Origin of the sequence: Sulfurovum sp., assembly GCF_049668085.1 — a bacterium.
Taxonomy (GTDB): domain Bacteria; phylum Campylobacterota; class Campylobacteria; order Campylobacterales; family Sulfurovaceae; genus Sulfurovum.
Genome location: NZ_JBATIY010000056.1, coordinates 1 through 13097, shown reverse-complemented (window position 1 = coordinate 13097; position 13097 = coordinate 1). Strand labels below are relative to the sequence as shown.

The window sequence follows — 13097 nt, the reverse complement described above, 5'->3', positions numbered from 1 at the left end:
CGCTGGGTGCCGTGATCTGTACTTTACCATCTTGTTTTTCAAGACCTACAGCAGTGAACATATATGTTTTACCTTTTTCCTTTACCGCAGTACCTAAATTAAAATAGAGTGTTAAAAGATCATCTTTTGCATAGAACTTAAGTTTTTCAGAACGATCTTCTGTCAACTTGCCTTTACGCCATTTTCTATATCTTTTTGTCACATACTTCTCTTTGTGATTGATATGATACTCTTTACTTACTTTTTTATCTTTCTTGGTACTGACCATCGTATATGAGTCACTGACCATCAATCCATTTTCCATATGTCCTTTAGAGACATAATGTTCCGTTGGATTACGCATAAGTACTTTTGCCAATCCTTCTACGATGACCGTTGTTTCGATCTGATAGGTTTTATCGTTCTGTGTCAGCGTGTTCTTAATGGTTCCCACTGTACCAAATATCCCAAAGGTTGCTTTGTAATTCAACTGTGTCACCTTCGCTGAAGCAAAACTTCCAAACAGTGCAATTAAACTAACTAGTATAAAAATTCTTTTTAACACATCTACCCTTTTTTTACTGAGTTTATATCAAATTTTACTATAATTATATCTTTAAAATTGAAGGATAACAAAAAGATGCCAACAGCACCAACAACTGAAACAAATAACAGTGACTTAAATATAACGATCGATCTAAATGTCATTGATGATCTTTCCATGAATATTGATGGAACCGTACAAACATTCCTCATCCCCGTTTATGAAAGATTTCCTATATTGGCACATACCTTTTTAGACATTCCACTACTCAATCTTTTTGCAGCGATCGCTGTTTTTCTATTTTTTTTAGGTTTAAGAAGATTTTTTACTTATATCTTTATAGGAACGATGCATAAACTGGCACGTTTAACCAATAATTATTATGATGACAAGATCATCTCTGCACTCAAAGGACCTATACGTTTTGCATTTATTATAGTAGGTCTGCATCTCTTTTTTGCATTGATATTCAAAGAGACCACATTTGTTAAAAATATGCTCAATACACTTGTTATCTTCAATATCTTCTGGGCATTCATCTCTCTGGCAGAGGCACTTCGCAGTGTGTTTCATCTCGCAACTGAAAAATTCAATCCTGATCTCGCCCAAGAGATGGGGAATTTTATACTTAAAATAGTCAAAGTACTTATAGGTGCTATAGGATTAGGTGCTATGCTACAGATATGGGGAATCAACGTGACTGCACTGGTTGCTTCTCTTGGACTTGGTGGTCTTGCCTTTGCACTTGCTGCAAAAGATACTGCTTCAAACTTGTTTGGCTCTTTTTCCTTGCTGGCAGATAAATCCATACGTATCGGTGAATGGATCAAAGTAGGAAATGTTGAAGGTACTGTTGAAGACATCGGCATGCGTACAACCAAGATACGTTCATTTGAAAAATCACTTATCACAGTTCCTAATCAGATCGTATCCAATTCCCCTATAGAAAATTTTTCCCGTAGAGGTGTCCGTAGAATTAAAATGCGTATTGGTGTAACTTATGATACCACTTCAGAGCAGATGAATGCCATTGTACAAGAGATCAGAGATATGTTGCACAGCCATGAGAAGATCTCGCAAAAAGAGACCTTACTCGTTAATTTTGAATCTTTTGGAGACTCCGCGCTGAATATTTTCATCTATACATTTACCAATACGGCTAACTGGGAACGATATTTGAATATACGAGAAGATATCCATTTAAAGATCATGAAGATCGTTGAAGATAACGGATCTGCTTTTGCTTTCCCTTCGCAGTCTATTTATGTGGAACAGATGCCTGAAGAAAATGTGCTATAATTCTAATAATTATTAAGAAAGATTATATTTATGCAAGAACTAAAAAAAGTAGCCATATTAGGCCGACCAAACGTAGGGAAGAGTTCACTCTTTAACCGTTTGGCAAGACAAAGAGATGCCATCACGGCTGATCTTTCAGGGACCACAAGAGATATTAAAAAACGTATCGTAACCATTTCAGGGAACCGTGACTTCGAAGTGATCGATACCGGAGGGATAGATTACTCTTCTGAACTCTTTTCCAAAGTAGCCGAGTTTGCATTGAAAGCTGCAGATATGGCAGATATCATTATTTTTATGGTAGACGGTAAAACATTACCATCAGAAGAAGACAGGGAACTTTTCTACAAACTTCAAGCCATGGGTAAACCGCTTGCTCTTGTTGTCAATAAGATCGATAATGACAAAGAAGAAGAACGTTACTGGGAATTTTTAGAGTTCGGTGCGGATGCAACTTTTCCTATGTCTGTAAGTCACAACCGATATTTTAATGACTTCTATGCATGGCTTGAAGAGTTGATCCCTGAGCATGAAGAAGAACCTGAAGGACTTGAACTTGTCGAAGATACAGAGATGGACCCTTTTGATGAGATCGTTCGCGATATTAACAGTGTCAAAAAAGAAGAAATTGATAATGAGATCAAAGTGGCTATCATTGGTCGTGTTAACACAGGAAAAAGTTCACTGCTCAATGCACTGTTAGGTGAAGAGCGTTCAGTCGTCTCTGATGTCGCAGGAACTACCATTGATCCTATTGATGAAATGATAGAGCACAATGACTACAAGATCACCTTTGTCGATACGGCAGGTATACGAAGAAGAAGTAAAATTGTCGGTATTGAGAAGTATGCACTGACACGTACCACAGAAATGCTGGAAAAAGCAAACCTGGTTTTACTGATGATCGATGCCACTGCAGGTGTGACAGAACTTGATGAGAGGGTTGCCGGACTTATAGAAAAATACAAGTTGGCTTGTCTTATCGTTGTCAATAAATGGGACATCAATGAAGAGAAGACCTATGAGGAAGTAGTAGAAGAGATACGAGATGAGATGAAGTTTTTACACTACGCACCGCTTATTACTATCTCAGCAAAAACAGGACTGCGTGTCAACAAGATACTTGACCAGGTCACAGAGATATATAAACGGTATACACAACGTATCCCTACTTCTGAACTGAATGATACCATCCGTGAAGCGATAAGAAGACACCATGTACCGACACATAATGGTGCAGTCGTCAATATCAAATTTGCTACACAATATGAAACAAAACCGCCAAAAATTGCACTCATTAGTAATAGACCTACGTTCATACACTTTTCCTACAAGCGTTACTTGGCAAATTTCCTTCGAAGTAAATTTGACTTTGAAGGTGTCCCTTTGGACATTGTTGCACGAAAACGTGGCGAACGTTTTGATGATGACGAATAGGTTTTTTACTTACACTTTGCTATAATCTCCTAAAATTATTTTAGGATGACACATGCGTGTACTTACAGGAATACAAGCTTCAGGGAAACTTCATATAGGGAACTATTTTGGTGCGATGAAGCCTATGGTTGAACTTCAAGAAGAACATGAACTTTTTACATTTATCGCCAACTACCACTCATTAACAACTTCAAAAGATGCAGCGACACTTAAGCAACACACTATAGATGCTGCTGTTGACTATCTATCAGTTGGGATCGACCCTGAAAAAACAACATTCTGGGTGCAAAGTGATATGCCTGAAGTACTTGAACTCTACTGGATCCTTTCAAAGTTCACTCCTATGGGACTGCTAGAACGTGCACACTCTTACAAAGACAAGGTAGCCAAAGGAATTCCCGCCAATCATGCACTCTTTTCTTATCCAGTACTAATGGCAGCAGATATACTTATGGTAGATACCCAGAAAGTACCTGTAGGGAAAGACCAGATCCAACATGTTGAAATGACAAGAGATATCGCGATAAAATTCAACAATGAGTATGGAGAGGTCTTTACACTACCTGAGCATCTTGTACAGGAAGATGTAGCCACTATTCCTGGTATTGATGGACAAAAAATGAGTAAGAGTTATGGTAATGCCATTGACCTTTTTATGGATGAGAAACCCCTGCAAAAAAGATGTAATAAGATCATCTCATCTTCTACTCCCCTAGGTGAACCTTTAGAGTATGAGGGAGACAACATCTATGCCCTTGCTTCACTTTTTTTGAATGATGCACAGAAACTTGAACTACAAGCTCGTTACAAAAGTGGTAAAGAAGGGTATGGCCATTTCAAAAAATATCTCAAAGAGTTGATCTGGGAAGAGTTGGGAGAAGCAAGAGAAAAACGTGAGTACTACCTCAGCCATATGGATGAAGTAAATGACATTTTGGCAGATGGAGCTAAAAAAGCCAAAGCCATTGCAAATGCCAAAATGTCTAAAGTAAGAGAGGCGGTAGGACTACTGTAAAGTAAGTCCTGATCTACTTCTACTCCTCATCCTCTAGATCAATATCCTCATCCGCATCGATATCATCATCGTCATCAAGATCATCATCTTCTTCTAATTCTGCAGCCGTTGGCATCTCATATGCAGTCTTATCTAATGGCTCTATGTAGTCTTGATCGTCTATCGAGTTATACTGTACGATTAAATATACGACACCTATAGACAAAAGTCCAACAAGCAAAATAGCAATGCTCTCTAACAAATTTTTCATTTTTTATCCTCTGATTGGTAGTCTGGCAAACTCATTGACCAAGCTTCTGAGTCCCATAACTTTCTGCACTTGCTTCACAACAAATTAGGCTTTTTATATACAGAAAAACCGTATAAAAGTATTCTAACATAGATAAGTTTATAGTAGCCGTTTTTTATAAAAATATAATTGAAAATAACTTTAACTAATGTATAGTTAAGTAGCAAGTATAAAAAAATATAAATAAAGCATTTTAATGACTCTAGATTTCTATGATATGTATATTTTCATAGGATTCAATAATGCTGTCTATAATTTGTACTTGAATTTCACCCGTAGTATGAATATGTATCTGCAAGTCACCCTCATTGAGGTGCCCTTTTTGGGTACCTAATGTTAATAAATGTTTGGAGATGGCTTCCCCTGTATGTATAAGATTCACACTACAGTCCATAATGTTTTCGATACTTTTCCCTACAAGTGGATAATGCGTACATCCTAGTACAATGGTGTCCACATTATTCTCTCGCATAGGTGCAAGCCATTTTTTAAGTAGTTCTTTTGTCTCATCACTGTCTATCTCACCTTTTTCTATCTGTTCAACCAATCCAGGACAAGCTTGCTCATAGATATCAATACTTTTTTGAAAAGAGAGTGTCTGTGCTAATTGCTGATATTTATCTCCCTTGAGTGTAGCAGGTGTAGCAAGAACCCCTATTTTACCTGTCTTTGTCCGTTCAATCGCCGGTTTGATACCTGGTTCCGTACCGATAATAATAAGAGAAGGGTAGTTATCACGTAAATGTTTAATGGCAGAAGAAGTAGCTGTATTACATGCCAATATCAATGCATCTATTTGATGGGTATCGATAAGATATTGCGTGATATCAAGAGAGTATTGAAGTATCTGTTCAGGAGTCTTGTCACCATAAGGTGCATTTTTGGTGTCTGCCACATAAAAGATCTGAGCACCTTTGATCACTTGGGTCATGGCTTGAACAACAGTCAACCCACCCAAGCCAGAATCAAAAACGCCGATACGCATTATATATGTCTCCTTGTAGATAGGCAAAGCCCATCTACAATTCCTTTCACTGAAACTTCACCTTTCGGCTCAGATGAAAATATGCATATTTTCATTGCAGTTACCTACGCACCTTCGTTCATCATAGAGAGGAATTCTTCATTTGTTTTTGTTTTCATCATTTTAGAGAAAAGGAATTTAAGTCCTTCTACCTCTTCCATGTTTTGCATCGCATTTCTGAGTGCCCATACTTTTTGAAGGGTTTCTGGGTCCATCATCAGTTCTTCTTTTCTTGTTCCAGATTTCGTGACATCGATCGCAGGATAAATACGTCTTTCAGATACATGACGACTAAGTACTACTTCGGAGTTACCTGTACCTTTAAACTCTTCAAAGATCACTTCATCCATACGGCTACCCGTATCTATAAGTGCTGTAGCAATGATAGTTAAAGAACCGCCCTCTTCTATGTTTCTAGCTGCACCAAAGAAACGTTTTGGTTTATGGAGCGCATTGGCATCCACCCCACCAGAGAGTACTTTACCTGAACTTGGTGTGACTGTGTTATACGCACGTGCTAATCTAGTAATAGAATCCAGTAAGATGATCACATCTTTACCCATCTCTACACGTCTTTTGGCTTTTTCTATGACCATTTCGGCTGTTCTTACATGATTTTGTGCAGGCAGGTCAAATGTTGAAGCATAGACCTCACCTTTGACAGAACGTTGCATATCTGTGACCTCTTCAGGTCTCTCATCTACAAGTAGAACCATAAGTGATGCATCCGGATTGTTATGTGTCACACCATGTGCAAGTTCTTTAAGTAATTCCGTTTTACCTGTTCTAGGAGGTGCAACAACAAGTGCTCTTTGTCCTTTTCCAATAGGGGTAAAGAGATCAAGTACACGTCCTGTCATTTTCATAGGATTATACTCAAGTTTAAGTTGTTCGCTTGCATACAGTGGCGTAAGGTTTTCAAAAAGAGGTCTCTGTTTTGATTTATCCGGAGCCACGTAATTAATCGCTTCGATCTTAAGAAGTGCATAATACTTCTCTTGGTCTTTAGGTGAACGTACCTGACCTGTAACGATATCACCATTTCTCAAGGCAAATCGTTTAATTTGTGTGCCGCTTACATAGGTGTCATTACTTGAGTTAGCGAAGTTTCCATCGATAGAACGTAAAAAACCAAAACCATCGTTCATTACTTCAAGAATACCCGTATAGAGGATAAATCCTCCTTGGTTCACTTGTGATTTAAGGATTTCAAAAATAAGATCTTTTCTCTGAAATTCATTCGGGTTTTCTACCTTAACTTCTTTTGCTATGGTTACAAGTTCTGTAAGTGGAAGCTGTTGGAGGTTTTCTATTTTGTAGCCGTCTACTGGTACATGTGTTCTGTTTTTTCTGTTGGCGTTATTGCCATTAGAAGATTTTTTATTATCGCTCATATTTCCTCTTGTTTTGAATATGCATTATGGAGATTGTACGTTAGCCATACGATATGCTACGTGTAGTAGTCGCATTATAATCCTTTTTGGCTGAAAAGTCAAATCATACTCACATTAATGCATAAAACAATAAAGGAGGATAGAGTCCTGCCCCCATGAAAAAAAACATTGGAGGTATTTTCCATTGTAGCATTTGTACTATCTCTTGGGGAACTTCACGCGCTATAAATACTTTTTTGATTAATTCTATTTTATAGAACAGATCAAATATTTTAAGTGCCAATAAAAATATCATACTTATATTGAGTACACCCGTAAGTACGACTACAAACAAGACAATATAAAACCCGGGTTGGATCAGAAAAAAGAGAAAAATACTTTTTTGATAATAGACATAGAGTTTTTCTAAAACACCCAAAAGTGTTTCTGAACGTTGCATAGCTGCTTCAAAAAGTTCTGCAAATAAAAGTATTATTGTAAATAAAAGTGCATATTCCATAGAGGATTTTACCAAAAATCAGCATAAAGCCCCTAGATTTATCTATGGGGATGCAAGCGTTCTTTCAAAAGCATTGTAAAAAATATGTCAATATGCCATATTTTTTGTCATCTATAATAGAAACAGCTAAAATAAAATATGATAAGAACCTATAAATACAAACTCTATAAAACGAAGAGAGCGAAGAATATTCACAATACGATAAATATTAGCGGAATAATCTACAACCATTGTATTGCACTTCATAAAAGGTATTATCGTCTATATGGTAAACATTTAAACAAGTTTCAACTGCAAAAACACCTCACTAAGCTTAAGAAGAAAGACAAATACAGTGTTTGGATACAAGTGCCAAGTCAGGCAATCCAAAACATCACAGAAAGGATAGATAACGCATATAAGAAGTTTTTTGATTATACAAAAGGCAAAACTAAACTGAGAGTTGGTCCGCCAACATTTAAAGCTGTCAAAAAATACAGATCCTACACACTCAAAGGCAAAGTAGGCTACAAGATAGAGGATAATGTTATCTCTCTTAATGGTTATAGATATAAATTCTGGAAGTCAAGACCGATAGACGGAACTATAAAAACCGTAATCATTAAGAGGGATAACTTAGGAGATTTTTATATCTGTATTACCATAGATAAAAAAGAAACCAAACTCAGTGTCGCAACAGGTAAAAGCGTGGGCATTGACTTTGGGATGATAACTTTTTTAACGCTTGATGATACATCAGAAGTAGAATCACCTATGTTTCATCTCAAATATCTAAAAGAGTTAAGAACGCTAAACAGAGATCTATCTAAAAAGAAAAAAGGCTCAGAGAAAAGAAAACAAGCCAAACGCAAACTTGCAAAACTTCATATCAAAATAGCCAATTCAAGAAAAGATTATTTTCATAAGCTCACAAATCAACTGGCGTTAAACTATGATAACATCTTCATGGAAGATCTAAACATGAAAGCGATGCAGATGATGTGGGGAAGAAAAATATCAGATCTTGCTTTTAGCGAGTTTGTAAATATTTTAGAGTATAAAACAAATGTTATTAAAATAGATAGATTTTATCCAAGTTCCAAAACATGCTCAGAGTGTGGATATGTTTTAAAAGAACTTGATTTAAAAAAAAGAGAGTGGACTTGTCCATCATGCCAAGCACAACATTTAAGAGATGTCAATGCAGCAATTAATATTAAAAGAGTTGGGACATCAGCTCTTAGAGGAGAGACTGTAAGAGCTACTTCCGTAGCCTAGTCTTGTTGAAACTAGAATCCCCTTGCTTTAGCTATGGGGAGTATGTCAACCATATTTAGATAAAATAAACTCTTAATTCACACAAGGACAAAACTGTCCTATCCTGTAAACCACAAGGACAACCACTTGGCAGACATAGCATGTAACCACTGTAATCTTACTTTTCCTGAGGAAGTGATGATCGCTGAGCAGCAGAATGAGACACAACTTTTTTTCTGCTGTAAAGGTTGTCAGGGTGTGTATCATCTCCTGAATGCTGAAGGGCTGGATACCTTTTATGACAAGCTTGGAGATACCAAACTGCAACCTGCTATGCAAAATAATGAAGATCTGGAAAAGTTTGACCTGGAAGGGTTTAAAAACAAGTACATCACTACCCATGAGGATGGACTTTGTGAAATTAATCTCATTATAGAAGGTATACACTGTTCAGCCTGTGTATGGTTGAACGAAAAAGTACTACATAAAACAGATGGTGTCATTGAAACCAGTATCAACTACACTAACAACAAAGCCAAGATCATTTGGGATCCAGAGGTCATCAAACTCTCTAAAATGATAGAAACGATTCGTTCTATTGGGTATAACGCTTATCCTTATGACCCAAAACTTCAAGAAGAACGTGCCATTAGTACAAGAAAAACCTATTATTCCCGTATCTTAGTAGCAGTTTTTGGGTCTATGAACATTATGTGGTTAGCTATTGCTCACTATGCTGGCTACTTTGGAGGAATTCAGCAATCATTTAAAGACATACTCAATGTGGCTGAATTTATATTGGCTACGCCTGTGCTCTTTTACTCTGGATGGATCTTTTTCAGAGGTGCCTACTATGGCTATAAGAACAATATCGTCAATATGGATACACTGGTAGCATCAGGAGCACTCTCTGCGTATATCTATTCGATCTATGCCATGATCAGTCAAAGAGGAGAAGTCTACTTTGACTCAGTGGTGATGATCATCACCTTTGTACTCGTAGGAAAATACCTTGAAGTTTTAAGCAAAAAACATGCTGTTGATACACTGGATGGGCTTATGGGAAGCACACCAACCGAAGTAACCACCCTTAAAGATGGTGTAAAATCATTGGTAAGCATTGAAAACATCATCGTGGGAGATATCATTGAGCTCAAACCTGGTGAGAAAGTTGTTATAGATGGTAAAGTGACTTGGGGGCAAGGCTCTTTTGATGAGAGTTCACTCACCGGAGAAAATGAACCTATCTACAAAAAGAAAGATAACACTATTTTAAGCGGTTCTCTCTGTTTAGATTCTGTTGTGCACTATAGTGCTACCAAAAATGCTTCAAACTCTATGTTGAGCTCCATCGTAAATCTACTTGAAGAGTCTATTACCAAGAAACCGCGTATTGAGCAACTTGCAAACAGTGTTTCAGGGTACTTTTCCACCATCATTCTCATCATTGCCTTACTGACTTTTGTGGGTTGGTACTTTTGGGCTGAGAGTTTTGAGCAGGCACTCATCGTAGGTATCTCTGTGATCGTCATCGCGTGCCCCTGTGCACTAGGTTTGGCCACACCTATGGCGACCCTTGTGGGTATCTCTGTCGCTGCAAAAAGAGGTATTCTTTTCAAAGAAGCTTCTTTTCTTGAAACCATGGCAAAAAGTGACATACTTGCCTTAGACAAAACAGGCACCATCACTGAAGGTAAACCCTCTGTTGTACAAGCAGACTTTTTCGAAGAGTTTGATCCTTCATTACTGCATTCTCTTGTGAGTACATCTAACCACCCTATTTCCAAAGGGATCAAAGCGTACCTTGAAAGTAAGCATGATAGACTGGAAAATCTCACGATTGAAGATATTAGCAGTATTGAAGCAAAAGGTGTCAAAGCCACTTACAAAGAGCAACAACTTCTTGGAGGAAATGCTGAACTGATGCACTCTTCAAAACTAGAAGTCGACACAGATTCACATAATGCCCTCTTCTTCTTTGCCGTAGACGGTGTACTCCTTGCACGCTTTGAACTGACAGATACCATTAGAGAAGGTGCAGCCAAAGCCATACGAAATATCCAAGAATTAGGTGTCAAAGTAGTTATGCTTACAGGGGACCATGAACAGAGTGCTCAAAAAGTAGCAGCCCAAGTAGGTGTAGATGAAGTCTATGCAAAACTTCTTCCACAGGACAAGTCAAGCATGATAGACAAGTTTCATCAAGACGGACATGTGGTTGTAATGGTCGGAGACGGTATTAACGATGCCATTGCACTGGCTTCTTCAGATATCTCTATAGCTATGGGAAATGGTGCGGACGTCGCCATCTCTGTAAGTGACATTGTGCTTTTAGATGAAAAACCTGAAAGTATTTATGAATCCTATAAGATCTCCCGTAGAACCTTTGGTGCAGTAAAAGAAAATTTAGGTTTTTCATTATTGTATAATGTCGTAGCAGTTCCTCTGGCAATGATGGGATTTGTCAATCCACTTGTTGCCGCACTCTCAATGAGTTTAAGCTCATTGGTAGTCGTTGGAAACTCTATGCGTATTAAAAGTTTAAAATTCAAGGATAAATAATGAGTGAGAATATAGTCATTATGATGATAGGTGTTTCTACATTTCTAGGTGCCATAGGGTTGATCGCTTTGATTTGGGCCGTAAGAACAGGTCAATTTGACGATCACAGTAAATTTATAGATGCTGTACGTAACGACAATGAAGAAGACTTGCAAGATGCTGCTATGATGCAAGAAAAGAAAAAAGCATACAAAAAAGCACATAAAGAGAAGATCAAACAAGAAAGACTGGAAAAAGAAAGAGACTATAGACCTGCAGACTAAGAAGTATCAAGAAAATTATGATATTATTATATGAATAAATATCAAAGGTCTGCCATGAACTTAAAAAAACTCTTTTTAACCACTCTTTTTTCTCTTGGACTACTCCATGCCCAAAGCAATATTGGACTTAACATCAACGATGAAGACATAGAAGTCACTGCTTCTATAGATCTCAATGCACTCGCCTACTACTCAGATAGTACTTCCTATGCAATTGATGCATCTTACCTTCACACCGATGGAGATAACATGACGACTCTAGGTGTAAGTGCTGAAAGTACTTTCCAGGGGGTACAAGGACTTGCACTTGGATTAGGGATAAAATCTGTTTTTGCTGATGATTTCATCGCCATTCCTTTCTTGGCAAAAGCAAGATATACACTTCCGTTCAACTACAGTGTACCTACTACTTCACTCGCTACTATCTTTGCATATTCACCTTCTGTTCTTACCTTTAGTGATGGAGAGAGCTATATGGAGTTTAGAGTGGAAGCCGACATGGAAGTTATCACGAATGTGCATCTATTTGCAGGCTATCGTAATATAGATACAGAGTATGAAAACTACGACCAAACCTTTAATGACAGCTTTTATGGTGGTATGAAACTTAGTTTTTAGTGTTATACTTTCACACTCAGACTAAAAGGTTTCGCTTATGATTCCTTTAGTCACAGCTGATACAAGGAAGAAAACCAATGGCAGACAACATAGAAAAAAGCATCTTCAGAGAGTATGATATCCGTGGGATCTTTGAAAAAGAACTCAATGAAACATCAGTCAAACTCATAGGCTATTACCTGGGCCAAAAAATTGCTGGAGATAAAGTCGTTTCTATTGGCTATGATGCGCGTTCTCACTCTCCTATTCTTAGAGATTATCTCACTTCTGGACTGAATGCTGCTGGATGTAAGGTACTGGATATGGGTATGGTGGCTACTCCAGTAAACTACTACAGTAACTACATTGATTTTGATGGTATGACCACAAACGCTTCGATCATGATCACAGGCTCACACAATCCTAGCGAATATAACGGTTTTAAAATGACCGTGGACAAAAGTCCCTTCTTTGGTGCAGATATCTATGCCCTGGGTCATGAGATTGTCGAAAATCAAGATCTCATCATTGAAGATAACACGACAAAAACAGAGATCGATGTAAAAACACCTTATATCAATTTTATGGTGAAAGAATTTGCTCACCTTAAAAACTTCCCTCAAAAAATTGTGATAGATGGGGGTAATGGTGTAGCAGACACGGTCATAACAGATATATTTGATGCCTTGAATTTCAATTACACAGGTCTTTATCTTGAACCGGACGGTACTTTTCCCAACCACCATCCAGATCCATCCGTAGAAAAAAACCTTGTAGATATCAAAGCCGCTTTAGCTAAAGATGGAGACATCGCTTTTGCTTATGATGGAGATGCTGACCGTATCGCTGTACTGACACATAAACATAACATCAAAGGTGATCAAATGGCACTGCTCTATGCCATGAAGATGGAAAATCCTACGGTGATCGGTGAAGTGAAGTGCTCACAAGTCATGTAC

At 37.7% G+C, this 13097-nt stretch carries 12 protein-coding genes, 1 pseudogene and 1 riboswitch; of the genes and pseudogenes, 8 read left to right on the top strand and 5 right to left on the bottom strand.

Going from position 1 to position 13097, the window contains the following annotated elements; all coding sequences use genetic code 11:
* A partial coding sequence (locus tag WBM70_RS03670) for a hypothetical protein (protein ID WP_424557154.1) occupies window positions 1-544 on the bottom strand: 544 nt, incomplete at its 3' end.
* A gap of 75 nt (window positions 545-619) precedes the next feature.
* Here WBM70_RS03670 and WBM70_RS03665 point away from each other — a divergent pair.
* From WBM70_RS03665 to trpS, 3 genes are read left to right on the top strand one after another with little or no spacing between them, the layout of a single operon-like run.
* On the top strand, window positions 620-1822 hold the full coding sequence (locus tag WBM70_RS03665) for a mechanosensitive ion channel family protein (RefSeq protein ID WP_424557153.1): 1203 nt from the start codon (window positions 620-622) through the stop codon (window positions 1820-1822).
* A gap of 30 nt (window positions 1823-1852) precedes the next feature.
* Complete coding sequence (gene der, locus WBM70_RS03660; protein WP_424557152.1) at window positions 1853-3259, top strand: ribosome biogenesis GTPase Der; 1407 nt, start codon at window positions 1853-1855, stop codon at window positions 3257-3259.
* A 52-nt stretch (window positions 3260-3311) separates the two neighbouring features.
* On the top strand, window positions 3312-4274 hold the full coding sequence (trpS, locus tag WBM70_RS03655; RefSeq protein ID WP_424557151.1) for a tryptophan--tRNA ligase: 963 nt from the start codon (window positions 3312-3314) through the stop codon (window positions 4272-4274).
* A 19-nt stretch (window positions 4275-4293) separates the two neighbouring features.
* Here trpS and WBM70_RS03650 read toward each other — a convergent pair whose 3' ends face one another.
* The 4 genes from WBM70_RS03650 to WBM70_RS03635 form a co-directional block, all read right to left on the bottom strand.
* Window positions 4294-4524, bottom strand: coding sequence for a hypothetical protein (locus WBM70_RS03650; RefSeq protein WP_424557150.1), 231 nt, complete (start codon window positions 4522-4524; stop codon window positions 4294-4296).
* A 13-nt stretch (window positions 4525-4537) separates the two neighbouring features.
* Window positions 4538-4624, bottom strand: a riboswitch (cyclic di-GMP riboswitch).
* Between the two features lie 141 nt (window positions 4625-4765).
* Entirely contained in the window at window positions 4766-5548 is a 783-nt protein-coding gene (gene murI / locus WBM70_RS03645) for a glutamate racemase (protein WP_424557149.1), read from the bottom strand.
* Between the two features lie 104 nt (window positions 5549-5652).
* The gene (gene rho, locus WBM70_RS03640) at window positions 5653-6981 is read right to left on the bottom strand and encodes a transcription termination factor Rho (protein WP_424557148.1); all 1329 of its coding nucleotides are present in this window, start codon (window positions 6979-6981) and stop codon (window positions 5653-5655) included.
* Window positions 6982-7090: 109 nt separating this feature from the next.
* Window positions 7091-7480, bottom strand: a complete 390-nt coding sequence (locus WBM70_RS03635) for a hypothetical protein (RefSeq protein ID WP_424557147.1) — start codon at window positions 7478-7480, stop codon at window positions 7091-7093.
* Between the two features lie 138 nt (window positions 7481-7618).
* Here WBM70_RS03635 and WBM70_RS03630 point away from each other — a divergent pair, with 138 nt between their 5' ends.
* From WBM70_RS03630 to WBM70_RS03610, 5 genes and pseudogenes are all read left to right on the top strand, one after another.
* Window positions 7619-8737: an RNA-guided endonuclease InsQ/TnpB family protein gene (locus tag WBM70_RS03630; RefSeq protein WP_424557146.1), complete on the top strand. Its 1119-nt coding sequence runs from the start codon at window positions 7619-7621 to the stop codon at window positions 8735-8737.
* Window positions 8738-8863: 126 nt separating this feature from the next.
* Window positions 8864-11278 carry a heavy metal translocating P-type ATPase gene (locus WBM70_RS03625; RefSeq protein WP_424557145.1) on the top strand — a complete coding sequence of 805 codons (2415 nt, stop codon included), beginning with the start codon at window positions 8864-8866 and terminating at the stop codon, window positions 11276-11278.
* On the top strand, window positions 11278-11541 hold the full coding sequence (gene ccoS / locus WBM70_RS03620; RefSeq protein WP_424557144.1) for a cbb3-type cytochrome oxidase assembly protein CcoS: 264 nt from the start codon (window positions 11278-11280) through the stop codon (window positions 11539-11541). The genes WBM70_RS03625 and ccoS overlap by 1 nt, the downstream gene beginning before the upstream one ends.
* Before the next feature lie 54 nt (window positions 11542-11595).
* Window positions 11596-12159 (top strand): YfaZ family outer membrane protein, encoded by a 564-nt coding sequence (locus WBM70_RS03615; protein ID WP_424557143.1) that lies wholly within the window; start codon window positions 11596-11598, stop codon window positions 12157-12159.
* 77 nt (window positions 12160-12236) lie between these two features.
* A pseudogene (locus WBM70_RS03610) lies at window positions 12237-13097 on the top strand (phosphomannomutase/phosphoglucomutase); the annotation flags it as partial.

What these genes read in the sequence shown, in the direction of transcription:
- WBM70_RS03665 (WP_424557153.1), top strand. Translation starts at nt 620, where the DNA reads ATGCCAACAGCACCAACAACTGAAACAAATAACAGTGACTTAAATATA.
- der (WP_424557152.1), top strand. Translation starts at nt 1,853, where the DNA reads ATGCAAGAACTAAAAAAAGTAGCCATATTAGGCCGACCAAACGTAGGG.
- trpS (WP_424557151.1), top strand. Translation starts at nt 3,312, where the DNA reads ATGCGTGTACTTACAGGAATACAAGCTTCAGGGAAACTTCATATAGGG.
- WBM70_RS03650 (WP_424557150.1), bottom strand. Translation starts at nt 4,524, where the DNA reads ATGAAAAATTTGTTAGAGAGCATTGCTATTTTGCTTGTTGGACTTTTG.
- murI (WP_424557149.1), bottom strand. Translation starts at nt 5,548, where the DNA reads ATGCGTATCGGCGTTTTTGATTCTGGCTTGGGTGGGTTGACTGTTGTT.
- rho (WP_424557148.1), bottom strand. Translation starts at nt 6,981, where the DNA reads ATGAGCGATAATAAAAAATCTTCTAATGGCAATAACGCCAACAGAAAA.
- WBM70_RS03635 (WP_424557147.1), bottom strand. Translation starts at nt 7,480, where the DNA reads ATGGAATATGCACTTTTATTTACAATAATACTTTTATTTGCAGAACTT.
- WBM70_RS03630 (WP_424557146.1), top strand. Translation starts at nt 7,619, where the DNA reads ATGATAAGAACCTATAAATACAAACTCTATAAAACGAAGAGAGCGAAG.
- ccoS (WP_424557144.1), top strand. Translation starts at nt 11,278, where the DNA reads ATGAGTGAGAATATAGTCATTATGATGATAGGTGTTTCTACATTTCTA.
- WBM70_RS03615 (WP_424557143.1), top strand. Translation starts at nt 11,596, where the DNA reads ATGAACTTAAAAAAACTCTTTTTAACCACTCTTTTTTCTCTTGGACTA.